Source organism: Salipiger pentaromativorans (assembly GCF_024721115.1).
Lineage (GTDB): Bacteria > Pseudomonadota > Alphaproteobacteria > Rhodobacterales > Rhodobacteraceae > Salipiger > Salipiger pentaromativorans.
Map to the genome: position 1 here is coordinate 257,708 of NZ_JAMDHK010000002.1, position 24,162 is coordinate 281,869.

Consider the following 24,162-nt stretch of genomic DNA (forward strand, 5'->3'; position numbering starts at 1 on the left):
GGATTTCGTTTGCGTGCAAACAAAATCCGAGTCCTTTTCTAAGGTGTATTACATGATTTTGAAAGGTGGCTTAACCGCGCAGGCGGCTTTGATAGTCGTGCTGTTGCCAATTTGAGCGAAAGCGCCAGTCTTCCTCGGGCTGGCGGGCGGCCAGATCGTCGGAAATCTCCACCTCGTCAAAGCCCGCGCGGCGCGCCATGGCATATTGATCCGAGATCACATGCCCCTCGGCGCGCAGCCGGCCCTTGTAGCCGCGCAGCCGCAGCAGCCGCGCCAGGGTAAAGCCGCGCCCGTCGGCGAAGCTGGGGAAATGGATGCGGATCATCTCCACCTCCGGCGCGATCTCCAGGGTGGCGGGATCGGTCTCGGGGGCAAGCTCCAGCGCGGCTGCGCCGTCGAAGCCGCGGGTCCAGTCGTCGGGGCCGAAGCCCGCATCGGTCACCAGAATGCTCATGTGCTCGGTCCTTGTCTCACCATGCGGCCATTCACGAAATGGATGCCGCATTCGTCCTTGGTTGCGCCGCGCCAGCGTCCGGCGCGCGGGTCTTCGCCTTCGGCCACCGGCGAGGTGCAGGGGGCGCAGCCGATCGAGGGGTAGCCCCTGGCCACCAACGGGTGCCGGGGCAGGCGGTTTTCGTCCATATAGGCGCGCACGTCCTCGGGCGCCCAATGCGCCAGCGGGTTGACCTTGATGCGGCCGGTGTCCTCTTCGAGCTCGAAGAAATCCAGCGCCGCGCGGGTCTGCGACTGAAAGCGCTTGCGCCCGGTGATCCAGCCGTCGAACCCCGTCAGCGCGGCCTCCAGCGGCACGGTCTTGCGCAGCGCGCAGCAGGCGTCGGTGTCGGAAAGGCGCAGCGCACCGTGGGGATCGCTGTCGGCAAGCTGCGCCTCGGAGGTGCGCAGGATGCGCACGTCCTGCAGGTGCAGCCGTTCGGCCACCTCCTGCTGATAGGCAAGGGTCTCGGCAAAGAGCAGCCGGGTGTCGATGAAGAGCACCGGCGTGCGCCGGTCGATCAGCGCCACCAGATGCAAGAGCACCACCGATTCCGCCCCGAAGGAGGAAACCAGCGCGATCTTGCCCGCCTCGGGATCGCGCAGCGCGCCCTCGAGCACCGACACCGCGCCATGATGGCGGTAGCGCGCGTTCAGCGCCGCCACCCGCTCGCGCAGGTCCCGCAACTCCGCGAGGCTGCGCGCCGGGGCGCCTCCGGCGGGAGTATTTGCAGAAAGATGAACGGTCATGGTGTTCAGGCCGCCTTTGCCTTCTTGCCGGTTTCCGCGCCGTAGAGCGCGGTCTTGAAGGGCGCCATGCCGAGGCGGCGATAGGCCTGGAGGAAGCTTTCCTCGCGGCTCTCGCGATGCTCCAGATAGGCCTCCACGATGCGTTCGATGGCGGGCACGATCTCGTCGGCGGGAAAGCCCGGCCCGGTGCGCTCGCCGAGCGCGGCGGTTTCGGTGGCATCCCCCCCGAGGGTGATCTGGTAGTTCTCCACGCCTGCGCGGTCGAGCCCGAGAATGCCGATATGGCCGACATGGTGGTGGCCGCAGGCATTGATGCAGCCGGAGATCTTGATTTTCAGATCGCCGATCTCGTGCTCGATCTTCAATGCGTCGAAGCGGGTGGCGATCTCCTGCGCGATGGGGATCGAGCGCGCGGTCGCCAGCGCGCAGTAATCCATGCCGGGGCAGGCGATGATGTCGGAGATCTTGCCGATATTGGCGGTGCCGAGCCCGTGCGCCTTCAGGATCGCGTGGACCTGCGGCAGGTCGGATTTGTGCACATGCGGCAGCACGACGTTCTGTTCGTGGCTGATGCGCAGCTCGTCATGGCCGAAGCGGCGGGCGATGTCGGCCATGACGCGCATCTGCGCGGCCGAAGCGTCGCCCGGCGTTTGCCCGTGCGGTTTCAGACTGATCTGCGCGATGGCATAGCCCGGCGCCTTGTGGGCGGAGAGGTTGGTGTCGGCCCAGGCGCGGAACACCGGGTCGCTCTCGTAGGCGCGGTCATAGGCCTCGGCCGGCGCGTTGCGGAAGGCGGGCGGCAGGAACTGCGCCGCGATCTCGTCGAAGAGTTCCAGATCGGCGCCGTTGAAGGCGGCCTTGGTTTCGGCGAAGCGGGTTTCGACCAGATCGCGGATCTCGTCGATGCCATGCTCGTGCACGGTGATCTTGATGCGCGCCTTGTATTTGTTGTCGCGGCGGCCCAGCAGGTTCCAGACCGAGACCGTGGCCTCGACGTAGGGCAGCAGGTCGGGCAGCGGCACGAATTCCGCCAGCTCCTTGCCGATCATCGGGGTGCGGCCAAGCCCGCCGCCCACCAGAATGCGGTAGCCGATGCGGCCGTCGCGCTGGACGATCTGGATGCCGATGTCATGCGCCTTGATCACCGCGCGGTCGTTGGGGCTGCCTGTGACGGCGATCTTGAACTTGCGCGGCAGGAACTGGAATTCCGGGTGATCGGTGGACCATTGCCGCAGCAGTTCGGCCACCGGGCGCGGATCGGCGATCTCGTCGGCGGCAGCGCCCGCGAAATGATCGGCGGTCACGTTGCGGATGGTGTTGCCCGAGGTCTGGATGGCGTGCAGCCCGACCTCGGCCAGCGCGTCGAGCATATCCGGCACGTCCGACAGCTTCGGCCAGTTGTACTGGATGTTCTGCCGGGTGGTGAAATGGCCGTAGCCCTTGTCCCATTTCTCGGCCAGCAGGGCGAGCCGGTCCATCTGCGCGCCGTTCAGCGTGCCATAGGGGATGGCGACACGCAGCATATAGGCGTGCAGCTGGAGGTAGAGCCCGTTCATCAGGCGCAGCGGTTTGAACTCGTCCTCGGTCAGCGCGCCGGAAATGCGGCGTTCCACCTGGGCGCGGAACTGGCGGTTGCGCTCGGCGAGGAAGGCGGTGTCGAACTCGGTGTAGCGGTACATCTGTCAGGTCTCCGGCAGCGTCCTTTGCGGAGGCTGCATCCTTTTGAGGGAAGGTCCGGTGGGGGGTTCAGCCTTCGGCCTGTTTGCCGTGCGGGTAATTCGAGGGGCCGGTGGCGCGGAACGCCTCGCGGAAATGCGTGGTCTGCGGGCCCTCGGCGCCAAGTGAGACATCGGCGAGGTAGACGCCGACCGCCTCGGCATGGCGCGACGAGGCGTCGAGCAGGCGGACCTGGGCCACGGCCTCGTCGGTCAGCACTTCGGCTTCGGTCAGCGTGCGGACCCAGCTGTCATCGGCGGCGAGATAGATCACGTCGCCTTCGAGCAGCGCGTTGGCGGTGATCACTTTCGGGGTGAAGGCTTTGGACATCAGGAGACCTCCTGTCTTGCGATTGCGGTGGCGCGCGCGGCCTGCGGGGCGAGCCCCAGCAGCAGCACGGCGGGGCCGTCGAGCCGGGCCGCCTCGAGCGTGGCGGCGAGGGTGGCGAGGGTGGCGGGCATCTGGCGCTCATGGGCGCGCGAGGCGTTCTCGACCACGGTGACCGGGGTCATCGGGTCGGCGCCATGCATGAGCAGCCGTCCCTGAAGAAAGCGCGCGGCGCGTTTGCCCATGTAGATGGCGGCGACGGCACCGGGGCGGGCCAGCGTGCGCCAGTCCTGCTCGGCAAAGCCTTTCACGTCATGGCCGGTGAGCAGGCGCAGATCGCTGTTGCGCCCGCGCTTGGTCATCGACACGCCGAGGCTGGCGGCGGCGGCGGTCGCGGCGGTGAGGCCGGGTGTCACCCGATAGGGGATGCCGGCGGCGTCGAGCGCCTCGGTTTCCTCGTCAAGCCGACCGAAGACGCCGGGATCGCCGGCTTTCAGCCGCACCACGCGGGCGCCCGAGCGGGCGTGGCCGATGATCAGCGCATTGATCGCGTCCTGTTTCATCGAGGGGCCAAAGCCCTTCTTGCCGACCGGCACCAGCGTGGCATTCTCGGCGGCGAGGTCGAGGATCTCCTGCGGCACGAGCTGGTCGTGCAGCAGCACCTCGGCGGCGCCGATCAGCCGCATGGCGCGCAGGGTCAGCAGCTCGGGGTCGCCGGGTCCGGCGCCGACAAAGGCCACGTGCCCCTGGGGCAGAAGAGTCTGTGCAGGTGCCATGGTGCGGGCTCCGGGTTCGGGAAAACTTGCGCCTAGAATAGAATATTTTCCCTCATTTCCGCTAGGAGGGGGCGATTGATAAGGATTTTGTTCTTCTGTCGCGTTGTGCTAGAAGAAATCGTCTTGCTGCGGCGCAAAAGGGAGAAAACCGATGCAGATCGACGCGACCGACCGGAAAATCCTTCGCGAGCTGCAAAGCGACGCGGGCCGCTCTCTGGATGAAATCGCCCGCGCTGTGGGGGCTTCGAAGACGCCGGTCTGGAACCGGATTCGCAAGCTGCGCGAGGCGGGGGTGATCGGCCCGCAGGTGGTGATCGCCGACCCCGACAAGCTGGGGTTCGAGGCCTGTTTCTTTGTGCTGATCCGCACGTCCGAACATGACGCGGAGTGGCAGCGGCGCTTTCTCGGCGCGGTGCGTGCCCGGCCCGAGGTGATGGAGGCGCACCGGCTGGCGGGCGACATCGACTATATTCTCAAGGTGCGGGTGCCGAACCCGCGCGCCTATGACGTGTTCTATCAGGCGCTGATTTCCGAGGTGAAGGTGCACAACGTCACGGCGCTTCTGTCGATGGAGGAGATCAAGGCGACCACGGCGCTGCCGGTGTAGCCTTCGGGATCAGCCCGTCTCGACCAGCAGCCGCTCCAGCCCGTGGAAATGATAAAGATCGGCATAGCGCGGCGGGTCGGCCAGGCGCAGGCCGGGCAGGCGGGCGAAGAGGATCGGCAGGGCGGTTTGCAGCTCCAGCCGGGCGAGCGGCGCGCCGACGCAGAAATGCAGCCCGCCGCCGAAGGCGTGATGCGCCGACGCGCGGCGGGCGGGATCGAAGCGCGCCGGATCGGGATAGACCGCTGGGTCGCGGTTGGCGGCGCCCAGCAACAGCGCGACCTTATCGCCGCGCCGGAATCTGTGGCCGAAAAGCTCGGCCTCTTCATAGGCGTAGCGGGTGAAGAGATGCAGCGGCGGGTCGTGGCGCAGGATCTCTTCCGCGACCTGCGCGGCGCTGTTCTTGTCGATCCAGTGGCCGGTTTCCAGCAGCGTCTTGAGGCCGTTGCCCATCGTGTGGACGGTGGCTTCGTGCCCGGCGTTCAGCAGCAGGATGCAGGTCGCCGTCAGTTCCTCGGTCGAGAGCCGGTCGCCCGCCTCCTCGGCGGCGATGAGATGCGACAGCAGATCGTCGCGCGGGCTTTTGCGGCGCTCGGCGATATAGCCTGTCAGGAAGGCGGTGAAGTCGGCCGAGGCACGGGCGGCGGCGTCCTCGATGGCGCGGGTGCGGCGCGCCTGATACATCGCCACCATGGCGTTGGACCAGTCCAGAAGCTGCGGCGCCATGGCGTCGGGCACGCCCAGCAGGCGCGCGATCACGATCACCGGGATCGGCTGGCAGAAGGCGGGCAGCAGGTCGACGGGACAGTCCGGGAAGGCGTCGATCAGCTTATGTGACAGCGCGGCGATCTCCGGCCCCAGCGCGGCGATGCGGCGGGTGGTGAAGGCGCGCAGCACCAGCCCGCGCAGCCTTGTGTGGCGCGGCGGCTCCAGCTCCAGCATGGAATGCGCCTCGATCGCGTAGAAGGGCGCCAGATGCTCCGGCACCGGCGTGGCCTGCTCGGCGGGGATCTCGCGCCCGAAGCGGCGGTCGCGCAGCAGCGCATGCACCGCGCGGTGCGAGACGGCACAGAGGCCGTAGGCATCCCAAAAAGCGAGATCTCCGGCGGCGCGCAGCCGGTCGTAGAACGGATAGGGGTTCTGCACGAAGGCGGGATCGGTGGGGGATTGCGAAAAGCGCATCATGCGCGCGACCCTGCCTTTGCGTGGCTTTCCTGACAAGGTGCGGATTGCTATGTCTTTGCCATGAAGAGAGGTTTTCTGCACAGCCGCGCGGCGCTCCTGGCGCTGGCGCTTGCCGCCATCGCCCTGCTGGCGGCGGGGGTCTGGCGCTCGGCCTATGTGCAGGCGCTGGGGCCGGTGGCGGCGCGCGGGCAGAGCGATCTGGAACTCGCCTCGGACCGGCTGGTCACGCAGCTTCAGCGGTTCCGCGAATTCGCCGTGCTGACCGCCGATCACCCGGCGCTGGCGGCGCTGCACGAGGGCGGCGCGCGGGCCGAGGCCGACGCCATGCTGCTGCGCGCCGCCGACCGCTCCGGCGCGGCGCTGGCGGTTTATGTAGATGCAACGGGCCGGGTGCTGGCGGAATCGGCGCCGGGTCTGCCCGGCTGGGAACTGCATGAGGAGCCGCTGGACCGTGCCCTCGACGGCGCGCTCGGCGTGGCGCATGGCGCCGGGCCGGAGGGGATCGCGCGGGCGTTTTACTTCGCCGCGCCCAGTTTTTCCGCCAACGGGCAGGTGCGTGGTGCGCTGATCGTCGCGGTCGACGTGGCGCGGCTGGAACGGGACTGGCGCGGCTCTCTGCCGGCGGTGCTGTTCGTGGATCGCCAGGGCGAGGTCTTTGCCACAAACCGCTCCGAACTGCTGGGCTGGCGCCGCGAAGGCGGGGGCGCGACGCTGATCTCCGCCGAGGGCGCGCCGCGCGACGTGGCGGTGCGCAGCCCAGGCGGCTACACCGTCTGGGATCAGCGGTTTTCGCCCTATATCCCGGCGCGGGCGCTGAAGCTCGAGGCGGATCTGCCGGTGATCGGCATGACCGGCGTTTTGCTGGTGGATGTGGCCCCGGCTGCGGGGCTTGCCGCGCTGCAGGCGGCGGTGGTGGCCGCCGGGGTGCTGTTTTTCGGCACCCTGCTCTGGGTGGCACTGGAGCGCCGCCGGGCGCTGGCCGAGGTCAATCAGGTGCTGGAGGCGCGGGTCTCGGCCCGCACAAGGGCGCTGGAGCAGAGCAACGTCGCGTTGCGCCGCGAGATCGCCGAGCGGCAGGAGGCGGAGGCGGCGCTGAAACGCGCGCAGGCGGAGCTGGTGCAGGCCTCCAAGCTTTCCGCACTCGGGAAGATGAGCGCGGGCATCAGCCATGAACTGAACCAGCCCTTGATGGCGATCCGCAGCTTTGCCGAGAACGGCGCGGCCTTTCTCGAACGCGGTAAGGCCGAGCGCGCCGCCGAGAACCTCGGGCGGATCTCGGACATGGCGCAGCGCATGGGGCGGATCATCAAGAACCTGCGCGCCTTCGCCAAGGCCGAGCCGGAACCCGCGCGCCGGATCGGCCTTGCCGCCGTGGTGGAAGGCGCGCTCGAGGTGCTGGCGGGGCGCATCGAGGCCACGGGCACCGAGATCGTCTGGCAGCGCCCGAACCGCGCCACGGTGGTGATGGCGGGCGAGGTGCGGCTGGGGCAGGTGGTGGTGAACCTTCTGTCGAACGCGATGGAGGCCATGGCGGGCTCGGACACAAGGCGCATCTTCATCCGCATCTCGCAGGATGACGATGCCGGGCTGGTGCGGCTCACGGTGCGCGACACCGGGCCGGGCATCGCCGACCCGTCGCGCATCTTCGATCCGTTCTATTCCACCAAGGAGGTGGGCGCCGAGGAGGGCATGGGGCTGGGCCTCTCGATCTCCTATGGCATCGTCGAGGGGTTTGGCGGAAAGCTGCGCGGCGAGAATGTGGAGGGCGGCGCGCTTTTCACCATCGAGCTGCAACAGGCGAGGGAAATCGCATGAGCGTGCGCAGGGTGCTTCTGGTCGATGACGACGCCGCGGTGCGCGAGGCTTTGGGCCAGACGCTGGAGCTGGCGGAGTTCGACGCGGTCACGGCGGGCAGTTTCGTCGAGGCGAAGGACCTGATCGGGCCGCGCTTCGAAGGGGTGATCGTCTCGGACATCCGCATGCCGGGGCGCGACGGGTTTTACCTGCTGGATTATGCGCATGAGCAGGATGCGGAGCTTCCGGTGATCCTGCTGACCGGCGAGGGCGACATTCCCATGGCGGTGCGGGCGATGTCGGCGGGGGCGTTCGATTTTCTGGAAAAGCCCTGCGCGCCGACGGATCTGATCTCGGTCATCGAGCGGGCGCTGCGCACGCGCGGGCTGGTGCTGGAGAACCGCCGCCTGAAGGCGCAGCTTGAAACCGGCGACCCGGCGGCGCGGATGCTGGCGGGCAATTCCGAACTGGCCGAGGCGATGCGGGCACAGGCGCGCGCGGCGGCGCGGGCGGGCACCGATGTGCTGGTGCGGGGCGCGCGGGGCTCGGGGATCTCGAAAGTGGCCGAGGTGGTGCATCTCTGCTCGGCGCGCGCCAAGGGGCCGTTCGAGAAGCGCTCGGCGGCGGAACTCGGGCGCGAGGATCTGGCGGCGCTTTGGCAGAGCTGCGCCGGGGGGACGCTGTTTCTGGACGAGATCGGGCAATTGCCGATGGACACGCAACTGGCGCTACAGGACGCGCTGGAGGCGGGCGGTGCGCGGCTGATCGCGGGTACGGTGGAGGATCTGTCGCGCGCGGTGGAGGAGGGGCGGTTTTCCTCCGAGCTCTTCTATCGGCTGGAGGTGATGCAGCTGCGCATTCCGGCGCTGGCGGAGCGGCCGCAGGACATTCCGGTGTTGTTCCGCCATTATGTGGCGCAGGCGGCGGAGCAGGCGGGGCTGCCCGAACCCGAGATCGGCGAGGAGATGATCGCGGGGCTGATGGCGCGCGACTGGCCGGGCAATGCACGCTCGCTCATGTCGGCGGCGATGCGCTTTGTGCTGGGGCTGGGCGAGGGCGGCACCGGTGGCGAGGGCCTGGGGCTGGCGGAGCGGCTGGCGCAGGTTGAGCGATCGCTGCTGGCGGATGCGCTGAAACGCACTGGCGGGCAGGCGAGTGCGGCGGCGGAGACACTGAAGCTGCCGCGCAAGACCTTCTACGACAAGCTGGCGAAATACGGGTTGAAGCCGGAGGCGTTTCGGTAGCGGCCTCATCGGCCCCTTGCGGGGCCTTTTCGGCGGGGCTGGCGGTGCGTATTTGGCGGAAAGATGAAAGGGCCGGGGTCAGGAAGCGGCGTTGCGGGTGCGCGCGTCGACCTTTGTCCGCAGGCTGCGCAGCAGGTCGGTGGTCGCCGTCCATTTTGTGCCGTAGCCGAGATTCCAGCCGTAATCGAACGCCGCGTGCTGCGGGCCGGTCAGGTGCTGCATCATCGTTTCCAGCTTGTCGAGCCCCTTGGCCATGCGCGCCTCGGGGCTCTCGCCGGCCTCGTATTCCTCCCAGAGCGCGCGGAGGCGGCTGCGCAGATCGTCGGGCAGGATTTCGGTCAACGTGGCGAGATCGGCGCGTTCGCGGGCGGTCTTGTCGTCCTCGGGGGACTGGTGGATGGCCGGCACGTCGCCCGAGATCGCCTCGCCCAGATCGTGCACGATGCAGAGCCGCAGGAGCTGCGCGATATCGACACCGCTTTCGGGCTCGGTGAGCAGGGCGAGCAGGCAGAGGCTCCAGCTATGCTCGGCCACGCTTTCGGGGCGCCCGGCACTGGTCTGCCCCGAGCGGAAGGTGGCCTTGAGGCGCTCGGCCTTGGCCATGAAGGCCAGGATACGGTCGTGGCGATCGGGTTCCATATCGCGATCGTGACCGTTCGGCGAGGGATTCGCCAGAGGCTGGAAATTGTGCGGAAATCCGCACAGCGCGCCGAAGGGCTTGTGCGGAATTTCGCACAGGTGGTGCGGCGCAGCATGAGGTGAAGCTTGAGGATTTAGGATTATCATTTTGATTTTAAAACTGAAAGCTAGATTTCATAACGCGCCTCTCACGCAGACTTGATGCGTTTGGCGCATGGCTGTCTTGTGTCCGACGAAGGGTTCCGCAGGGGAGCGGGCCCTCTTTCTTTTACTCTCGGGAGGATACCGATGAAAAAGTTTCTGATGACCGCCTGCGCCGTGGCCGCGCTTTCGGCAACCGGCGCAACCGGCGCCATGGCCGCCTGTGACGACGGCGAGATCGTGATCAAGTTCAGCCATGTCACCAACACCGACAAGCACCCCAAGGGCATCGCCGCGACGCTGCTGCAGAGCCGCGTCAACGAAGAGATGAACGGCGTGGCCTGCATGGAGGTCTATCCGAACTCGACGCTTTACAACGACGATCAGGTGCTGGAGGCGATGCTGAACGGCGACGTGCAGCTGGCCGCGCCCTCGCTGTCGAAATTCGAGCAGTTCACCAAGGTGTTCCGCATCTTCGATCTGCCCTTCATGTTCGTGAACATGGACGCGGTGGACAAGTTCCAGAACTCCGAGACCGGCCAGGCGATGAAGGAATCGATGCTGCGCCGCGGCCTGCTGGGGCTCGATTTCTGGCACAACGGCCTGACCCAGTTCTCGGCCAACAAGCCGCTGATCTCGCCCGAGGACGCCCGCGGCCTCAAGTTCCGCGTGCAGCCCTCGGAAGTGCTGAAGGCCAATATGGAGCAGCTTGGCGCCAGCCCGCAGCCGATGGCGTTCTCGGAGGTTTACGGCGCGCTTCAGACCGGCGTTGTCGACGGTCAGGACAACACCTGGTCGAACATCTACGGCCAGAAGTTCTTTGAGGTGCAGGACGGCATCACCGAGACCAATCACGGCCTGCTCGACTACATGGTCGTGACCTCCGCCGACTGGTGGGACAGTCTCGACGAGGACGTGCGGACCCAGCTCGAAACCATCATCCACGAGGTGACCGCCGAGCGCAATGCGGCCATCGCCGAGGTGGATGCGGCCAACCGTCAGGCGATCCTCGATGCCGGTGGCACCATCCGCGAGCTGACGCCCGAGCAGCGTCAGGAATGGGTCGATGCGATGAAGCCGGTCTGGGAGAGGTTCGAGGGCGATGTCGGCCAGGAGAACATCGACGCGGCACAGGCGATCAACGCCGAGGTGCAGGGCTAAGCGCCCGCGCCTCTCTGGTCCGGCCCTCGGGGACAGGGGCCGGCCGACCTGAGGGGGACGGTCCCGCCGTCCCCTTTTTTGTACCGAGACATCACAAAGGACAGGCCGCCGGGGACGCGACCCGGAGGCTCGAGGGGGAACCGCATGTCCAGTCACAGCCAAGGCCAGAGCGCGCTCGGCCGTTTCGTCAACGAGTTCGAGGAGACCGCCATCGCGGTGATTCTCGGGCTCATGACGCTTATCACCTTCGTCAATGTCGTGCTGCGCTACGGCTTCAATACCGGGCTGATCTGGGGGCTGGAGGCGGTGACGATCCTCTTTGCCTGGCTGGTGCTGTTCGGGATCAGCTACGCGGTCAAGACGACCTCGCATCTGGGCGTCGATGCGGTGATCAACCTGGTGCCGCCGGCCGCGCGGCGGGTGCTGGCGGTGATCGCGGCGCTGGCCTGCCTCTTCTACGCGGTGCTGCTGCTCAAGGGCGCCTGGGACTACTGGGCGAATTTCGCCAACCTGCCGCAGACCACCGGGCGCTGGCTGCCGACCGGGTTCGAGGAGATGAAACGCACCTCCTACCGGTCCTGGTACGAGGTCGTGGATATTCCGATGCCCGACTGGCTTCGGTTCATCGAACCCTGGATCAATGAGGGCGAGCATTACGAGAAACTGCCGCGCTTCATCCCCTATGCCATCCTGCCCATCGGCGCCGCGTTGCTGCTGTTCCGCTTTCTCCAGGCGGGCTGGCATATCTGGACCGGCGAGAAAACCAGCCTGATCGTGAGCCACGAGGCGGAAGACGCCGTCGAAGACGTGGCCCATCTGAACCGCGAGGACTGAGCCCATGGAAGTCGTTCTTCTTTTTGCCTCGGTCGTGGGGCTGATGCTGATCGGTGTGCCGATTGCCGTGTCGCTGGGCCTGTCGTCGATCTTCTTCCTGCTGGTGCTGTCGGACACCTCGCTGGCCTCGGTGGCGCAGAGCTTTTTCCAGGCGATGGCGGGGCATTACACGCTGCTGGCGATCCCGTTCTTCATCTTGGCCTCGTCCTTCATGTCGACGGGCGGCGTGGCGCGGCGGATCATCCGCTTTTCCATCGCGCTGGTGGGGCATTTCCACGGCGGTCTGGCCATAGCGGGGGTCTTTGCCTGCATGCTCTTTGCGGCGCTGTCGGGCTCGTCGCCCGCGACCGTGGTCGCCATCGGCTCCATCGTCATCGCCGGCATGCGGCAGGTGGGCTATTCCAAGGATTTCGCGGCGGGTGTCATTGCCAACGCGGGCACCTTGGGCATCCTCATCCCGCCGTCGATCGTGATGGTGGTCTATGCCTCGGCCACCGATGTCTCGGTGGGTCGGATGTTCCTTGCGGGGGTCATTCCGGGGCTTCTCGCGGGCAGCATGCTGATGGTGACGATCTATCTCATCGCGCGGTTCCGGGGCCTGCCGAAAGGCGAGTGGCTGGGCTGGGGCGAGGTGTTCCGTTCCGGCCGCGAGGCGCTCTGGGGGCTGTTCCTGATCGTGATCATCCTCGGCGGGATCTATGGCGGGATTTTCACCCCGACCGAGGCCGCCGCCGTGGCTGCTGTCTATGCCTTCCTGATCGCGAATTTCGTCTATTGCGACATGGGGCCGCTGGCCGGGCGCGACGGGGCGCCGAACCTGCCGCTCATCCGCAAGCCCATCGCGCTGGTGACGGCCTTCTTTCACCGCGACACCCGAGATACGCTGTTTGACGCGGGCAAGCTGACGATCACGCTGATGTTCATCATCGCCAACGCGCTCATCCTCAAACATGTGCTGACCGACGAGCAGATCCCGCAGCAGATCGCCGCGGCGATGCTGAACGCGGGCTTCGGGCCGGTGATGTTCCTGGTGATCGTGAACGTGATCCTGCTGATCGGCGGGCAGTTCATGGAGCCCTCGGGCCTCATCGTGATCGTGGCGCCGCTGGTCTTTCCCATCGCCATCGAACTGGGGATCGACCCCATTCACCTCGGCATCATCATGGTGGTGAACATGGAGATCGGGATGATCACGCCGCCGGTGGGTCTGAACCTCTTCGTGACCTCGGGTGTGGCGGGCATGCCGATGATGTCGGTGGTGCGCGCGGCGCTGCCCTTCCTCGCGGTGCTCTTCGTGTTCCTGATCATGGTGACCTATATCCCGGTGCTCTCGACCTGGCTGCCGACCACCTTCATGGGGCCGGAGATCATCACGAATTAAGCGGTGTGCGTGCGGTGGGCAGATTGCCCACCCTACGCAGGTGTGGAGGCGGCGCTCCGGGGTCGGGGCGCCGCTTTCTATGGCGGGGCGGGAGGCCTCCGGCGGGAGTATTTTGCGGAAAGATGAAAGAAGAGGCCCGCGCCGTTCTGGAGAGGGTGGCGCGGGCCGGGTCGTCAGAAATCGTGCTGCCAGCCATGGGCCGCGAAGATCGCGGCGGCGGCGTCGGATTGCACGTAATCGAGGAAGGCCGAGGCGACCGGGTTTTCCGCGCCGCGCGTGGTGAGGCCGATGCCGGTGTCGCGGTAGATCGCCAGCTCGGGCTCCACGGCGACGAGATCGGCGAGATCGGGGTTGTCGATCTGCCAGTGGTTCCAGATCAGCCAGGCGTCGAGCTCGCCATCTTCCTTCCAGCGCTCGCGGGCGGCGCCGCTGTTCGGCGCGCGGTAGGCGATATTGTCGCGGAAGGCGCGCAGATCGGCGATGCTGCGCATCCGGCCGACCGCGTCCTCCCACATGCCGACCTGGCCCGCGCCCTGCACGACCATGATCTTCATCCCCGGTTCCAGCAGGCTTTTCAGCCCGGCAATCCCGTCCGGATTGCCCTTGCGCACGAGGATGGCGGAGGGGCGCATGTAAAGCGGGACGACGCTTTCCTGCACGATGTCGCCATGGGCTGCGAAAAACGCCGTCATCATGTTTTCCGAGCCGCTGTAGATCAGATCGGCATCGGCCTTGGCGTCGTCCATCCAGCGCGAGGCGGGACCGGCGGTCACTTGCACGTCATGGCCGGTTTCCGCCTCGAAGGCGGCGGCGACCTCTTTCATCGCCGGGGTGGGGCCGCCGGGGCCGTAGAGTTTCAGCGTGTCGGCCTGCGCGCCAAGCGCGGTGGCGGCGGCGAGCAGCGCCCCCGAGATCCAGGCAATCGGGTTGGGCATGGGATCGGTTCCTTTCGGTTGTGAGATCGCTGTCGCCCGGAAGGAGCGACAGAAGAGCTACACCGGGAGGACCGGAATTATTCCCGAAGGAGAGCGGGCTGGACGGAATGCCGCAGGTGGAGGCGGGGCAGGGCGGCGCGCCTCCGGCGGGCGTATTGGTCCAAGAGAAGAAAAACAGGGGCCCCGAAGGACCCCTGTGCCAGTTCTTGCGGGCGGAAAGCCCTCCGCCGTCCGGATCAGTGGAGCTGTACGACGAAATCGCCTTCCTGAAGCGCCACGCCTTCGACACGGACGATGAATTCGCGCGTGAAGGTGCCTTCGAGCGTCGATCCCGTGCCGCTGAGGACGATGTCGGTATAGGCATCGTCGGGGCCGATCTCGAGCGCGCTGACCTCGAGCGACTCGTTCAGGGTCGGCGCGCCGATGTCGCCCAGCTCGCCCGAGGAGAGCAGGCGGTCGTAATCCTGGGCGAAATCGCCCGCCGTCACGCTGTTCACCTGGAGATTGAGCATCAGCACGTCCTCGGCCGGATCGAAATCGGTGATCCGGGCCACGACCATCGGGTCCTCGTTCTGGCTGTCCACATGGTCGAGGGTCAGCCACATGTCGAACTCGTCCTCGCCCTCGCCGCCGGTCAGCTCGACCGCGTAATCGGTCTCGGTGGCATAGATGTTCGCATTTAATGTCTCGCTCGGCCCGAGCTCGAGCGTGGCCCAGATGGTATCGTTGCCCTCGCCCCCGTCGATGGTGGTGTCCTTGTCCAGCACCCTGAGATAGTCGTCGCCTTCGCCGCCGGACACGGTGGAGAAATGCCCGGCCGCGACATAATCGTCGCCGGTGCCGCCGTCGATATCGGCCAGGCCTTCGAGCGCATTGATCGTATCGTTCCCCGCACCGCCCTCGACGGTCTGGATGCCGAATTCCTCGCCGCTGAACGGGGTGCTTTCGAGGTAATCGTTGCCATCGTCGCCGTAGAGTGCGACGCCCTCGCCGATGAGCTGGTCGTCGCCGTCACCGCCCCGCAGCGAAACTCTGGACTCGTAGCTGACCGCGCGCAGCGTGTCGTCGCCGCCTTCGCCGTCGGCGGTAAACCCGTCGCTCGACGATGCCAGGAAAGAGCCGTTGTCGTGGATGTTGATCCAGTCGTCGCCGTCGCCGCCGAGAAGGCTAGAGGCGCTGCCGCGCAGCTCCTCATGCGCGAGGTCGCTGTATTCCACCAGCGTATCGTCGCCATCGGTACCGAGCAGCACGCTTTCGCCGTCGATCTGGGCCGGCTGGAAACTGTCGCCATAGGTGGCGGGCGTGCCGCCTTCTTCTCTGGGCTCTTCGGGCTCTTCCGGCGACCCTCCCGGTTCCTCGGGGGTCTCTTCCGGTTCTTCGGGAGTCCCTTCCGGCTCCTCCGGAGCGCCCTCCAGCTCGTCCGGGCTCTCCTCGCCGTCCGGGATCTCATCGTCGTCGTCGCTGGACGAATCGCCCGCACTAAAAACAGTGGCGCCCAACAGAGACGCCATCAGAAGAATCATCCATTCCATCGTTTTACCCCCGAAAACAACCAACGATTGCAACAGTATCGGAATGTTGCACCGCAGCAAGTCGACAGGGAAAAATAGGTGATTCTGGTAAACGATAACCGCGCTCGGCGGTTATCGTTTCGATTTCACGGATAGTGCGCGGTCAGCCCGCGCTGGCGTTCAGGGCCTCGATGATCGGCACGAAATCCGCGGCTTTCAGCGAGGCGCCGCCGACCAGCGCGCCATCGACATTGGAGACCGCGAAGATCTCGGTCGCGTTGCCGGGTTTCACCGAGCCGCCGTAAAGCAGCCGGACCGACCGGCCCACGCCTTCGCCGAAGCGGCGTTCGAGACGGGCCCGGATGAAATCATGCACCTCGCCGATCTGGTCGGTGGTGGGGATCTTGCCGGTGCCGATGGCCCAGATCGGCTCGTAGGCGACCACCAGATTGTGGCCGGTGGCGCCATCGGGGATCGAGCCGGCAAGCTGGCCGCCGATGATGTCGAGCGTGTTCTGCGCCTCGCGCTCCTCGAGGCTTTCGCCGACGCAGAGCACGACCTTCAGCCCGGCCTCCCAGGCGGATTTGCACTTGGCGCGCACGTCCTCGTCGCGTTCCTCGTGGTCGGTGCGGCGTTCGGAATGGCCGAGGATCACATAGGCCGCGCCGGCATCGGCCAGCATCGGCGCCGAGATGTCGCCGGTATGGGCGCCCGAGGCCGCCACATGGCAATCCTGCCCGCCGATGGCGATCCCTTCGGCGGCCTCGGCCGCCGCGGCGACCAGCGTCGCGGGCGGGCAGATCAGCACTTCCGAGGCGCCCTTGGCGGCCGCTTCCATCCCCGCGAGTTCCGAAAGCGCCGCTTTCAGCCCGTTCATCTTCCAGTTGCCGGCGGCAAGTTTCGTGCGCATGGTCTCTCCCTATCTTCGCGTCGCGCCCATCATCGGGGGACGGGCGCCCGCGTCAAGGGCGTGCGGCCATGAGAAATGCCGCAGAGGGAAGGGTTATCGCTATCCCCGGAAGACCGCGCGCGGCGGCGCGAGGTCACTTGCCGGCGCGTTCGGCCTGCAATGCCTCGACATCCTTGAATTTGATCGATTCGCCGCAGCCGCAGGCATCGGCCACGTTGGGGTTGTTGAAGCGGAACCCCGATTCCAGCAGCGAGGTCTCGTAGTCGATCTCGGTGCCGAAGAGGAACATCTGCGCCATGGGGGCGATCAGCACCCGCGCGCCCTCCTGCTCGACCACCTCATCGTTGGTCTCGGGCGCATCGACGAATTCCATGGTGTATTCCATGCCCGCGCAGCCGCCTTTCTTGACGCCGATGCGCAGCCCGGCGCGCCCGTCGCGCTCCATGAGCTTGCGGACCTGTACGATAGCGGCGGGGGTCATGGTGACCGCCTGTTTTCCCGGAATGCCGAACATTGAGCATGTCTCCTTTGCCGTCTGAATCTAGGGGGCCTGGCGGGCGGTGACAAGCGGGCGGGGCGGTTTCGAAGCAGGATTTACGGGATTGCGGCGAGCAGCGCCATGGTCGCATGCGCCGCAGCCAGCGCCCAGGCGAAAGAGGCGAGCGTACCGATGATCACGTATTCGCCGGCTTTCTGCTCTTTCGTGGCGGTGTCGAAGCGCAGCACCGATTTCGCGGCGATGAGAAAGCCGATGCCCGCGGGTTCGCCGATCATCACCAGCAGCAGGATCATCGCCCGCTCGAGCTGGCCGATCAGGCGGCCGGCGTCGGGCAGGCCCTGCGGCACCTCTTCGGCGCTGTAGCGCGACATCAGCAGGCCCACCGCGTGGCCGCCGGCAAGCACGGTGGCGATGGTGCCGGCCACGCCGATGGCGGGGGCGGTGAGCATGGCAAGCCAGGGCGCCCAGATCCCCGCCGCCGCCGCGCCGGGCCAGAGCAGGGCTGCCGCGGCGAGCGTGGTCAGATGCGCCGCCTGATCGGCGAGAAAGGTGGCGAGGCTCGTGCGCAGGCGGTCGGGCAGGGCCCATGTCTTGAGCGCGTCGATGACCAGATGCGCGACGGTCACGAAAAGCGCCACCTGCCAGCCGCCGCCAAGCGCGCCGAAGCTGAGCGCAAAGACCAGCACGCCGTGCAGCGCCATCACGCCGGGATGGCGCTTGTGCTGCACCATCCAGCGGGTCTGGAGCACGAAATCCGCCAGCATATGCGCCAGCAGAAGGGCGGCGAAGCTGTGGATCATGGCGTATCTGGCAAGCCGGTTCGCTTGCTCTTGCCGAAAGAAAGCGGATCTGCCTGCGTCATGCGACGGTCTCGAGATAGGAGAGCGCCTCGTCCAGCGCCGGAAAACCCGCGCTCCAGAGCGCCTGATTGACCGCCTGCCGGGTGATTCCCAGCCGCTCCGCCGCCTCGGCCCGGGGGCCGGTACCGGGGGGCAGCATCTCGCAGAGCGCGCGGGCCTGTGCCGGGGTCCAGCCCTGGCTGATATGGTCGGCCAGCCGCAGCGCCGCCGCTTCGGCGCCACCGCTGGCATGGGCCATCAGCCGGTGGCCCGAGAGCGACTCGAGCAGGCGTCCGGAGGTGGTGAAGACGGGACCATGCGCGCTGTTGGGATCGTCGAGATCGGTCGGGGACAGGCTTCCCGCGCCGACGGCCAGCGCAATGCGCGTCGCGCGGCTGCGGTCGAGCCGCCGCAGGCTGGCCTGAAGATAAAGCGCCGCGCGCATGGCCCGTTCGGGCCGGTCGCAGGCCATCTGCCAGCCATCGCCGCCCCGCCGGGCAAAACCCGCCGCCACCGGGCCGGGCCAGGTGGAGATATCCTGTACCGCGACGCGCAGCGCGGCCATGGTCGCATCGAGCGCGCTGGCGCTCAGCTCGGACGAGTCGACGATGTCTCCGGTCAGGACGGCAATGCGCTGCATGAGAAAGTAATATCACTTTCTTTGCGAAAAAGCAAGTGAAAGCGCTTTCTCTTACATGAAGCCCAGTTCGAGCCGCGCCTCGTCGGACATCATGTCCATGCCCCAGGGCGGATCGAAGACCATATCGACATCCACGTCCTTGACCCCGGGCACCGCGCCCACCGCGTCCTGCACCCAGCCGGGCATTTCGCCGGCCACCGGGCAGCCCGGCGCGGTCAGGGTCATGATCACATTGACCAGATTCTCGGCGTCGATCTCGATCGTGTAGATCAGACCCAGATCGTAGATGTTCACCGGAATTTCCGGATCGTAGACCGAGCGGCACGCCTCGACCACCGCATCGTAAAGCGGGTGCTCGGTGCTGGAGGGCGCAATCAGCGGCGCGCCTTCGAGCGGTGCATCATCCATGGTCTGTCCTTTGCCGTCGTTTCCTGACGGAATATATAGGAAATGCGGCGGCAGGGGTAAAGGCCGCAGGCACGATCAGCCGAGATAGGTGTCGATCCAGTCCCGCACCTCGCTCAGCCGCCCGCGCGCGACGGGCACGAGGCTGTCGTCGGTGAGTTCCAGAACCGGCTTGCCGGCGTCGCGCCCGAGCCCGCGCACCGCTGCCCGCGCCACCCACCACGAGCGGTGCGGCTGGACACCGTCCTCGGGCCGGGTCTGGGCGACGATGTCGGAGAGCCGCGCGCGCTGCGTCAGCGCCCGGTCTTTGAGATGCACATGAACGTGGTGTTCGCGGGCCTCGATCATCCGGACCTCCTCCAGCCCGATCGGCTGGCCGCCGATATGCAGCAGGCGTTCGGCCCCATCCTCGGTGGCGGGCGCCGGGGCAGGGGCGGCCTCGACCGTGATGTCGGCCTCGGCCTCGGCCTCGGCGGTCCCGAGCCGTGGCAGGACAAAGCGCATGTAGATGGTCTCGAAGACGATGATCGTGATCGCCACATAGACCATCCGCTCGAACAGCAGCGGGTGCAGCGCGTCGCCGACCAGCAGGGACAGCGCGGTTTCGACCACCATCAGCGTGGGGGCGAAGCTGCACAGGCTGATGACCGGCCAGTAGACCGCCGGCCGCGCCCAGATCTGCCGCAACGCCGCCAGCGCCAGGATCAGCACGCTTTGCAGGCTGAGATAGAGCGCGAAGGCCAGAAGCCATGTCACGAAGAACAGACCGAAGGGCAATTGCCCGGCCAGCCCGCTCGGATCGGCGGCGATGAGAATCACCAGAACGAGACTCATGTAGCGCCAGGTCAGACGATGCCGGAACAGACCCAGAAACTGCTGTGCGGACAGGTCGATGGGTTCGAACAGCGTGGCGCGCAAATTGAGTTTCTGGCGAAGAAAATCGGGCAATGTGGCAGCACTCGGCTCTGACGCTCGTCCGCAACAAGTGCCTTCTATCTGCTTGGGATTCAAGAGCTTCGGTCACATATTGTGTCGGTTTGGGCGGTATTTGACGCGCATTCGCTTCAGGGTGGCAAGGGCCGATTCGTTTAAAGCTATATCCGTTTTATCAATTTTGACGTGTTGTGCTATGGTTCCAGTACCGGATCGGGTGATCCGGCCGGCACGCAGGGCGCTTTCGGGGAGGCTCCTTCGGGAACGGAAGGCGCGTTGCAGAAGGCCGGAAGACGAGTGCCGCGCCATGTATTTCCGGCGCGGAAAATCGGTTGGGACCGGCATCTTGCGGCCGCTGGACGGGGCGGGGCGCCCGGGGAACGGGGCGACGCCAAGGACCGCGCAGCCTGTGTCGGCACCACCGCAGAGGTTGGACTGGGGAATTTGTGATCCGGGTGGCCAGTGGTGAGGATTGAATAGGGGTTGGAGTAAGAATTGTGGCTCAGGGAGAGAGAGACATTCTCGCGGCATTGTTGCGCGAGATTCCAAGGGTGTCGGGCGGTGATTCCATTCCGCGCCTGTTGCGGGCGGCGGCGGTGCTGGTCGAACATGCCGGCTACGAGATCGCGCGCTCCGACACATCGGTGCGGGTAACGCAGATCATCCTGATCGCGGCGGAACTGGAGCGTCTGGGCGAGACGTTCGAACGGGCGCGGCCCCGGCCGGGGTTCTCGATGGGCCGGAGTCAGCCGGAAGGCGGTTAGCCTGCGCTGACCCGCCGGAAGCGGCGCGACTGCCAGAGCGGCCAGCCCATCATCTGCGACATGGTGCCAAAGCTCATGCCGCGCGCCGCCAGCCCGTCGAGCGTTTGCGGCATGGCCTGAACGGTGCCTTTCTGGATGTCGTGGCTGAGGATGATCGCACCGGGGCGCGAGCCCTTGAGGATTCGGCTGGCCACCACATTGGCGCCGGGCCGGCGCCAGTCCTGCGGATCGACCGACCACAGAATCGTCGGCAGGTTCCGCTGTTGGTACAGCATCATCCGCTGGCGCCGGGTGAAGGCGCCATAGGGCGGGCGGAAGGTGACCGGCGGGCGCCCGGTGACGCGGAAGATCGCATCGGTGGTGCGGTCGATCTCGTCGATGACCTGCGCGTCCGAGCGGCGCGACAGGTCGGGATGGCTCCAGGAATGGTTGCCGATCTCGTGCCCTTCGGCGACGATGCGGCGCACGATGTCGGGCCAGGTCACCACCCGGTTGCCGATGAGATAGAAGGTCGCGCGCAGCCCGCGCGCCTTCAGCAGATCGAGCAGCCGTGGCGTAAGCGTCGGGTGCGGCCCGTCGTCGAAAGTCATGGCGACCACCGGCGTGGGGGTGCGGATGGCGGTGATGGTGGCGGCGTCCCGGGTCGCGATGTCGGGCGGCAGCGCGATCACGGGGGCGGCTTGGGCCGGCCGGGCGGCGAAGGCGCAGGCGGCAGCGCCCGCGGACAGAAAGGTCCGGCGATCGAAAACGGTCATTTTACTCAGCATTCAGGCAGTGGAAATCAAGCAGACCTGCCGACAGAAGCCGCTCAGCCCCTTGTCAGGCAAGGATAATTTCCTTCGGCGGATTTTCGCGCAGCGGCAACGTGTCCTTCCGGTCACGGTTTTGCGAGGATTTCCGCGAAAATGCCGCGCGGCGGGTGCCAAAAGCGCTTGACGGGGCAAAGAGGCCCGCCTAGAAGGGCCTCCACGTTCGGGGGTGCACCCCTCGGAGGCAGTGAGCGGTTGTAGCTCAGTTGGTTAGAGTACCGGCCTGTCACGCCGGGGGTCGCGGGTTCGAGCCCCGTCAACCGCGCCACCACTGCCCCGAAGAAAGCACCCCGTGCGATGCGCGGTTGTAGCTCAGTTGGTTAGAGTACCGGCCTGTCACGCCGGGGGTCGCGGGTTCGAGCCCCGTCAACCGCGCCACTTTCTCCCTCTTCTCCGGCAGTCCGGCGGCGTCACCGTCGCGCCGTTCGCGTATTTTGCAAAGAGAAGAAGGGCAGATGGTCGGCCAAGGGGGCAGCTCCGCGACAGAGACACTCCCCCTGATCTTCTTCTCTTCGGCAAATACGCGGGGGAAGCGCGCCCCGGCGCGCGAGGGGCAACGCCCCCGCAAACCGCGCCGCTTGAGAAGCGCCGGGACTCGCTGTAAACCGCGCCGCATTGCCCTCGCGCCCAGGACCCATCCGTCATGAAATTCCTCGACCTCGCCAAAGTCTATCTTCGCTCCGGCAGCGGCGGGAATGGCTGTATCTCGTTCCGGCGGGAGAAATATATCGAATTCGGCGGACCCGACGGCGGCGATGGCGGCGATGGCGGCGATGTCTGGGCCGAGACCGTGGACGGGCTGAACACGCTCATCGACTTCCGCTATCAGCAGCATTTCTTTGCCGACAACGGCCGCCCGGGCATGGGGCGCCAGCGCACCGGCAAGGACGGTGACGACATCGTGCTGAAAGTGCCCGTGGGGACCGAGATTCTCGACGAGGACGAGGAAACGGTGATCGCCGATATGACCGAGCTGGGCGAGCGGGTGCTGCTGGCCAAGGGCGGCAATGGCGGCTGGGGCAACCTGCATTTCAAGACCGCCACCAACCAGGCGCCGCGCCGGGCCAATCCGGGTCAGCCGGGGGTGGAGCGCACGGTCTGGCTGCGGCTGAAGCTCATCGCCGATGTGGGGCTGCTGGGCCTGCCCAACGCGGGCAAGTCGACCTTCCTCGCCGCCACCTCGAACGCGCGGCCGAAGATCGCCGATTACCCGTTCACCACGTTGCACCCCAATCTCGGGGTCGTCGGCGTGGACGGGAAGGAGTTTGTCGTGGCCGATATTCCGGGGCTTATCGAGGGCGCGCATGAGGGGCGGGGTCTCGGCGACCTCTTCCTCGGCCATGTGGAGCGCTGCGCGGTGCTGCTGCATCTGGTCGATGGCAGCTCGGGCACGCTGCTGGAGGATTACGACACGATCATCACCGAGATCGAGGAATACGGCGCCGGGCTGGCGGACAAGCCGCGGATCACCGTGCTGAACAAGATCGACACGATGGATGCGGAGGAGCGCGTCTTTCTGCGCGAGGAGCTGGAGGCGCGGTCGGGCGGCAAGGTGCTGCTGATGTCGGGCGCCTCGGGCGAGGGCACCACCGAGGTGCTGCGCGCGCTGCGGGCGTTTATCGACGACAAGCGGCTGCGCGAAGCGCCCGAGGACGACACCCCATGGCGACCCTGAGCGCGGCGCGGCGTCTGGTCGTCAAGATCGGCTCGGCGCTGCTGGTAGACAAGCATACGGGCGCGTTCCGGGGCGAGTGGCTGCGCGCGATGGCCGCCGATATTGCGCGGATCCGGGCACGCGGCGTGGATGTGGTGCTGGTCTCGTCGGGCTCCATCGCGCTGGGGCGGGGGCTCTTGCATCTGCCGCCGACGACGCTGCCGCTGGAACAGTCGCAGGCCGCCGCCGCCGTGGGCCAGATCCGTCTTGCCCGCGAGTGGGAGGAGGCGCTGGCGCCGCACGGCATTACCACCGCGCAGGTGCTGGTGACGCTGGAGGACAGTGCCGACCGCCGCCGCTACCTCAATCAGCGCGCCACGATGGAGACGCTGCTGGGCTTCGGCGTGGTGCCCATCGTGAACGAGAACGACACCATCGCCACCGACGAGATCCGCTATGGCGACAACGACCGGCTGGCGGCGCAGGTGGCGGTGACGGTGGGGGCGGACCAGCTTATCCTGCTCTCGGATGTGGACGGGTTCTATTCCGCCAACCCGTCGCAGGACCCCGGCGCACACCGCTATGAGGTGATCGACGAGATCACCCCCGAGATCGAGGCGATGGCGGGCGACGCGGGCTCGGGCCTGTCGAAAGGCGGCATGAAGACCAAGCTGCTGGCGGCCAAGACGGCGACGGCGGCGGGCTGCGCCATGGCGATCACCGAAGGCTCGGTGCTGCACCCGCTTTCGGCGCTTGAGGCGGGGGCCAATGCCACCTGGTTCACCTCGCGGCTCGATCCGCACGCGGCGCGCAAGCGCTGGATCGCGGCGATGAAGCCCTGCGGGGAGGTGACGCTCGACGCGGGGGCCGCGCGGGCGCTGGCGCAGGGGCGGTCCTTGCTGCCGGTGGGGGTGACGGCGGTCGCGGGCGCGTTCGGGCGCGGCGATCCGGTGGTCATCCGCGATCCGCGCGGCGCGACGCTGGGGCAGGGGCTGACGCGCTACACCTCGGAAGAGGCGCGACAGATCCTCGGGCATCACTCCTCCGAGATCGAGGAGGTGCTGGGCTATCCCGGCCGCGCGGTGCTGATTCACCGGGACGATATGGCGCTTTAGGCGGATCGCGCCGGGGGCGGTGGGCAAATTGCCCACCCTACCTCTTCGCAAACGCCGCGCCCTTGGCGCCGCTCTTCCGGGAAAGCTCCTGTAGGGTGGGCAAT

General features: G+C 66.9%; 25 protein-coding genes and 2 tRNA genes. 11 read left to right on the forward strand and 16 right to left on the reverse strand.

The features are described from left to right. Window positions 1–70: 70 nt before the first annotated feature. The 5 genes from M4578_RS04375 to cobA all read right to left on the reverse strand — a co-directional run bounded on the left by M4578_RS04375 (window position 71) and on the right by cobA (window position 4,061). Window positions 71–454, reverse strand: a complete 384-nt coding sequence (locus M4578_RS04375; protein WP_258092224.1) for a DUF934 domain-containing protein — start codon at window positions 452–454, stop codon at window positions 71–73. Beyond that, a complete protein-coding gene (locus M4578_RS04380) occupies window positions 451–1,242 on the reverse strand; it encodes a phosphoadenylyl-sulfate reductase (RefSeq protein ID WP_258092225.1) in 792 nt (263 codons plus the stop codon). The genes M4578_RS04375 and M4578_RS04380 overlap by 4 nt, the downstream gene beginning before the upstream one ends. A 5-nt stretch (window positions 1,243–1,247) precedes the next feature. Then, entirely contained in the window at window positions 1,248–2,921 is a 1,674-nt protein-coding gene (locus M4578_RS04385; RefSeq protein ID WP_258092226.1) for a nitrite/sulfite reductase, read from the reverse strand. A gap of 67 nt (window positions 2,922–2,988) precedes the next feature. After that, window positions 2,989–3,288 (reverse strand): DUF2849 domain-containing protein, encoded by a 300-nt coding sequence (locus M4578_RS04390; RefSeq protein WP_258092227.1) that lies wholly within the window; start codon window positions 3,286–3,288, stop codon window positions 2,989–2,991. Then, window positions 3,288–4,061: a uroporphyrinogen-III C-methyltransferase gene (gene cobA, locus M4578_RS04395; protein ID WP_258092228.1), complete on the reverse strand. Its 774-nt coding sequence runs from the start codon at window positions 4,059–4,061 to the stop codon at window positions 3,288–3,290. The genes M4578_RS04390 and cobA overlap by 1 nt, the downstream gene beginning before the upstream one ends. A 151-nt stretch (window positions 4,062–4,212) precedes the next feature. On the opposite strand from cobA, the gene M4578_RS04400 reads away from it, so the two are divergent. Further along, window positions 4,213–4,668: an Lrp/AsnC family transcriptional regulator gene (locus tag M4578_RS04400; RefSeq protein WP_258092229.1), complete on the forward strand. Its 456-nt coding sequence runs from the start codon at window positions 4,213–4,215 to the stop codon at window positions 4,666–4,668. 9 nt (window positions 4,669–4,677) lie between these two features. Here the strand turns inward: M4578_RS04400 and M4578_RS04405 are convergent, their stop codons facing one another. After that, window positions 4,678–5,850: a cytochrome P450 gene (locus M4578_RS04405; RefSeq protein ID WP_258092230.1), complete on the reverse strand. Its 1,173-nt coding sequence runs from the start codon at window positions 5,848–5,850 to the stop codon at window positions 4,678–4,680. A 60-nt stretch (window positions 5,851–5,910) separates the two neighbouring features. Between M4578_RS04405 and M4578_RS04410 the strand changes: the two genes are divergently transcribed. Next, window positions 5,911–7,665 (forward strand): sensor histidine kinase, encoded by a 1,755-nt coding sequence (locus tag M4578_RS04410; protein ID WP_258092231.1) that lies wholly within the window; start codon window positions 5,911–5,913, stop codon window positions 7,663–7,665. After that, complete coding sequence (locus tag M4578_RS04415; RefSeq protein ID WP_258092232.1) at window positions 7,662–8,888, forward strand: sigma-54-dependent transcriptional regulator; 1,227 nt, start codon at window positions 7,662–7,664, stop codon at window positions 8,886–8,888. The genes M4578_RS04410 and M4578_RS04415 overlap by 4 nt, the downstream gene beginning before the upstream one ends. A gap of 78 nt (window positions 8,889–8,966) precedes the next feature. Here M4578_RS04415 and M4578_RS04420 read toward each other — a convergent pair whose 3' ends face one another. Next, entirely contained in the window at window positions 8,967–9,527 is a 561-nt protein-coding gene (locus M4578_RS04420) for an HD domain-containing protein (RefSeq protein WP_258092233.1), read from the reverse strand. A 288-nt stretch (window positions 9,528–9,815) separates the two neighbouring features. Between M4578_RS04420 and M4578_RS04425 the strand changes: the two genes are divergently transcribed. The 3 genes from M4578_RS04425 to M4578_RS04435 all read left to right on the forward strand — a co-directional run bounded on the left by M4578_RS04425 (window position 9,816) and on the right by M4578_RS04435 (window position 13,044). Further along, the gene (locus M4578_RS04425; protein ID WP_274705546.1) at window positions 9,816–10,829 is read left to right on the forward strand and encodes a DctP family TRAP transporter solute-binding subunit; all 1,014 of its coding nucleotides are present in this window, start codon (window positions 9,816–9,818) and stop codon (window positions 10,827–10,829) included. A gap of 144 nt (window positions 10,830–10,973) precedes the next feature. Continuing rightward, window positions 10,974–11,663 carry a TRAP transporter small permease gene (locus tag M4578_RS04430; RefSeq protein WP_258092234.1) on the forward strand — a complete coding sequence of 230 codons (690 nt, stop codon included), beginning with the start codon at window positions 10,974–10,976 and terminating at the stop codon, window positions 11,661–11,663. A gap of 4 nt (window positions 11,664–11,667) precedes the next feature. Next, a complete protein-coding gene (locus tag M4578_RS04435) occupies window positions 11,668–13,044 on the forward strand; it encodes a TRAP transporter large permease (RefSeq protein ID WP_258092235.1) in 1,377 nt (458 codons plus the stop codon). A gap of 173 nt (window positions 13,045–13,217) precedes the next feature. Here the strand turns inward: M4578_RS04435 and M4578_RS04440 are convergent, their stop codons facing one another. The 8 genes from M4578_RS04440 to M4578_RS04475 all read right to left on the reverse strand — a co-directional run bounded on the left by M4578_RS04440 (window position 13,218) and on the right by M4578_RS04475 (window position 19,701). Then, window positions 13,218–13,979, reverse strand: coding sequence for a substrate-binding domain-containing protein (locus tag M4578_RS04440; RefSeq protein ID WP_258092236.1), 762 nt, complete (start codon window positions 13,977–13,979; stop codon window positions 13,218–13,220). Window positions 13,980–14,215: 236 nt separating this feature from the next. Then, window positions 14,216–15,511 (reverse strand): calcium-binding protein, encoded by a 1,296-nt coding sequence (locus M4578_RS04445; RefSeq protein WP_258092237.1) that lies wholly within the window; start codon window positions 15,509–15,511, stop codon window positions 14,216–14,218. A 142-nt stretch (window positions 15,512–15,653) separates the two neighbouring features. After that, entirely contained in the window at window positions 15,654–16,400 is a 747-nt protein-coding gene (gene tpiA, locus M4578_RS04450) for a triose-phosphate isomerase (RefSeq protein WP_258092238.1), read from the reverse strand. A gap of 133 nt (window positions 16,401–16,533) precedes the next feature. Further along, window positions 16,534–16,914 (reverse strand): HesB/IscA family protein, encoded by a 381-nt coding sequence (locus tag M4578_RS04455; protein ID WP_258092239.1) that lies wholly within the window; start codon window positions 16,912–16,914, stop codon window positions 16,534–16,536. Window positions 16,915–16,994: 80 nt separating this feature from the next. Then, window positions 16,995–17,699, reverse strand: coding sequence for a DUF3307 domain-containing protein (locus M4578_RS04460; RefSeq protein WP_258092240.1), 705 nt, complete (start codon window positions 17,697–17,699; stop codon window positions 16,995–16,997). A 58-nt stretch (window positions 17,700–17,757) separates the two neighbouring features. Next, entirely contained in the window at window positions 17,758–18,378 is a 621-nt protein-coding gene (locus tag M4578_RS04465) for a MarR family transcriptional regulator (protein WP_258092241.1), read from the reverse strand. A 51-nt stretch (window positions 18,379–18,429) separates the two neighbouring features. Next, window positions 18,430–18,786, reverse strand: a complete 357-nt coding sequence (locus M4578_RS04470; protein WP_258092242.1) for an SUF system Fe-S cluster assembly protein — start codon at window positions 18,784–18,786, stop codon at window positions 18,430–18,432. Between the two features lie 75 nt (window positions 18,787–18,861). Beyond that, window positions 18,862–19,701 (reverse strand): LytTR family DNA-binding domain-containing protein, encoded by an 840-nt coding sequence (locus tag M4578_RS04475; RefSeq protein WP_258092243.1) that lies wholly within the window; start codon window positions 19,699–19,701, stop codon window positions 18,862–18,864. A gap of 566 nt (window positions 19,702–20,267) precedes the next feature. On the opposite strand from M4578_RS04475, the gene M4578_RS04480 reads away from it, so the two are divergent. Further along, on the forward strand, window positions 20,268–20,480 hold the full coding sequence (locus M4578_RS04480) for a DUF3632 domain-containing protein (RefSeq protein WP_258092244.1): 213 nt from the start codon (window positions 20,268–20,270) through the stop codon (window positions 20,478–20,480). On the opposite strand, the gene M4578_RS04485 is transcribed toward M4578_RS04480, so the two are convergent. Next, a complete protein-coding gene (locus tag M4578_RS04485) occupies window positions 20,477–21,235 on the reverse strand; it encodes a polysaccharide deacetylase family protein (RefSeq protein ID WP_258092245.1) in 759 nt (252 codons plus the stop codon). The two genes, M4578_RS04480 and M4578_RS04485, sit on opposite strands and share 4 nt — an antisense overlap. Before the next feature lie 245 nt (window positions 21,236–21,480). Here M4578_RS04485 and M4578_RS04490 point away from each other — a divergent pair. The 4 genes from M4578_RS04490 (at window position 21,481) to proB (ending at window position 24,058) form a co-directional block, all read left to right on the forward strand. Next, a tRNA-Asp gene (locus M4578_RS04490) sits at window positions 21,481–21,557 on the forward strand. A gap of 33 nt (window positions 21,558–21,590) precedes the next feature. Beyond that, window positions 21,591–21,667, forward strand: a tRNA-Asp gene (locus M4578_RS04495). A 265-nt stretch (window positions 21,668–21,932) separates the two neighbouring features. Continuing rightward, window positions 21,933–22,964 carry a GTPase ObgE gene (gene obgE, locus M4578_RS04500; RefSeq protein ID WP_258092246.1) on the forward strand — a complete coding sequence of 344 codons (1,032 nt, stop codon included), beginning with the start codon at window positions 21,933–21,935 and terminating at the stop codon, window positions 22,962–22,964. Continuing rightward, complete coding sequence (gene proB / locus M4578_RS04505; protein ID WP_258092247.1) at window positions 22,952–24,058, forward strand: glutamate 5-kinase; 1,107 nt, start codon at window positions 22,952–22,954, stop codon at window positions 24,056–24,058. The genes obgE and proB overlap by 13 nt, the downstream gene beginning before the upstream one ends. The last annotated feature ends 104 nt before the right edge of the window (window positions 24,059–24,162 follow it).

Coding starts and splice junctions, on each gene's coding strand:
- M4578_RS04460 (WP_258092240.1), bottom strand. CDS start 17,699: ATGATCCACAGCTTCGCCGCCCTTCTGCTGGCGCATATGCTGGCGGAT.
- cobA (WP_258092228.1), bottom strand. CDS start 4,061: ATGGCACCTGCACAGACTCTTCTGCCCCAGGGGCACGTGGCCTTTGTC.
- M4578_RS04420 (WP_258092233.1), bottom strand. CDS start 9,527: ATGGAACCCGATCGCCACGACCGTATCCTGGCCTTCATGGCCAAGGCC.
- M4578_RS04440 (WP_258092236.1), bottom strand. CDS start 13,979: ATGCCCAACCCGATTGCCTGGATCTCGGGGGCGCTGCTCGCCGCCGCC.
- M4578_RS04470 (WP_258092242.1), bottom strand. CDS start 18,786: ATGGATGATGCACCGCTCGAAGGCGCGCCGCTGATTGCGCCCTCCAGC.
- M4578_RS04415 (WP_258092232.1), top strand. CDS start 7,662: ATGAGCGTGCGCAGGGTGCTTCTGGTCGATGACGACGCCGCGGTGCGC.
- M4578_RS04465 (WP_258092241.1), bottom strand. CDS start 18,378: ATGCAGCGCATTGCCGTCCTGACCGGAGACATCGTCGACTCGTCCGAG.
- obgE (WP_258092246.1), top strand. CDS start 21,933: ATGAAATTCCTCGACCTCGCCAAAGTCTATCTTCGCTCCGGCAGCGGC.
- M4578_RS04405 (WP_258092230.1), bottom strand. CDS start 5,850: ATGATGCGCTTTTCGCAATCCCCCACCGATCCCGCCTTCGTGCAGAAC.
- M4578_RS04390 (WP_258092227.1), bottom strand. CDS start 3,288: ATGTCCAAAGCCTTCACCCCGAAAGTGATCACCGCCAACGCGCTGCTC.
- M4578_RS04410 (WP_258092231.1), top strand. CDS start 5,911: ATGAAGAGAGGTTTTCTGCACAGCCGCGCGGCGCTCCTGGCGCTGGCG.
- M4578_RS04430 (WP_258092234.1), top strand. CDS start 10,974: ATGTCCAGTCACAGCCAAGGCCAGAGCGCGCTCGGCCGTTTCGTCAAC.
- tpiA (WP_258092238.1), bottom strand. CDS start 16,400: ATGCGCACGAAACTTGCCGCCGGCAACTGGAAGATGAACGGGCTGAAA.
- M4578_RS04375 (WP_258092224.1), bottom strand. CDS start 454: ATGAGCATTCTGGTGACCGATGCGGGCTTCGGCCCCGACGACTGGACC.
- M4578_RS04400 (WP_258092229.1), top strand. CDS start 4,213: ATGCAGATCGACGCGACCGACCGGAAAATCCTTCGCGAGCTGCAAAGC.
- M4578_RS04435 (WP_258092235.1), top strand. CDS start 11,668: ATGGAAGTCGTTCTTCTTTTTGCCTCGGTCGTGGGGCTGATGCTGATC.
- M4578_RS04425 (WP_274705546.1), top strand. CDS start 9,816: ATGAAAAAGTTTCTGATGACCGCCTGCGCCGTGGCCGCGCTTTCGGCA.
- M4578_RS04385 (WP_258092226.1), bottom strand. CDS start 2,921: ATGTACCGCTACACCGAGTTCGACACCGCCTTCCTCGCCGAGCGCAAC.
- M4578_RS04380 (WP_258092225.1), bottom strand. CDS start 1,242: ATGACCGTTCATCTTTCTGCAAATACTCCCGCCGGAGGCGCCCCGGCG.
- M4578_RS04455 (WP_258092239.1), bottom strand. CDS start 16,914: ATGTTCGGCATTCCGGGAAAACAGGCGGTCACCATGACCCCCGCCGCT.
- M4578_RS04485 (WP_258092245.1), bottom strand. CDS start 21,235: ATGACCGTTTTCGATCGCCGGACCTTTCTGTCCGCGGGCGCTGCCGCC.
- proB (WP_258092247.1), top strand. CDS start 22,952: ATGGCGACCCTGAGCGCGGCGCGGCGTCTGGTCGTCAAGATCGGCTCG.
- M4578_RS04445 (WP_258092237.1), bottom strand. CDS start 15,511: ATGGAATGGATGATTCTTCTGATGGCGTCTCTGTTGGGCGCCACTGTT.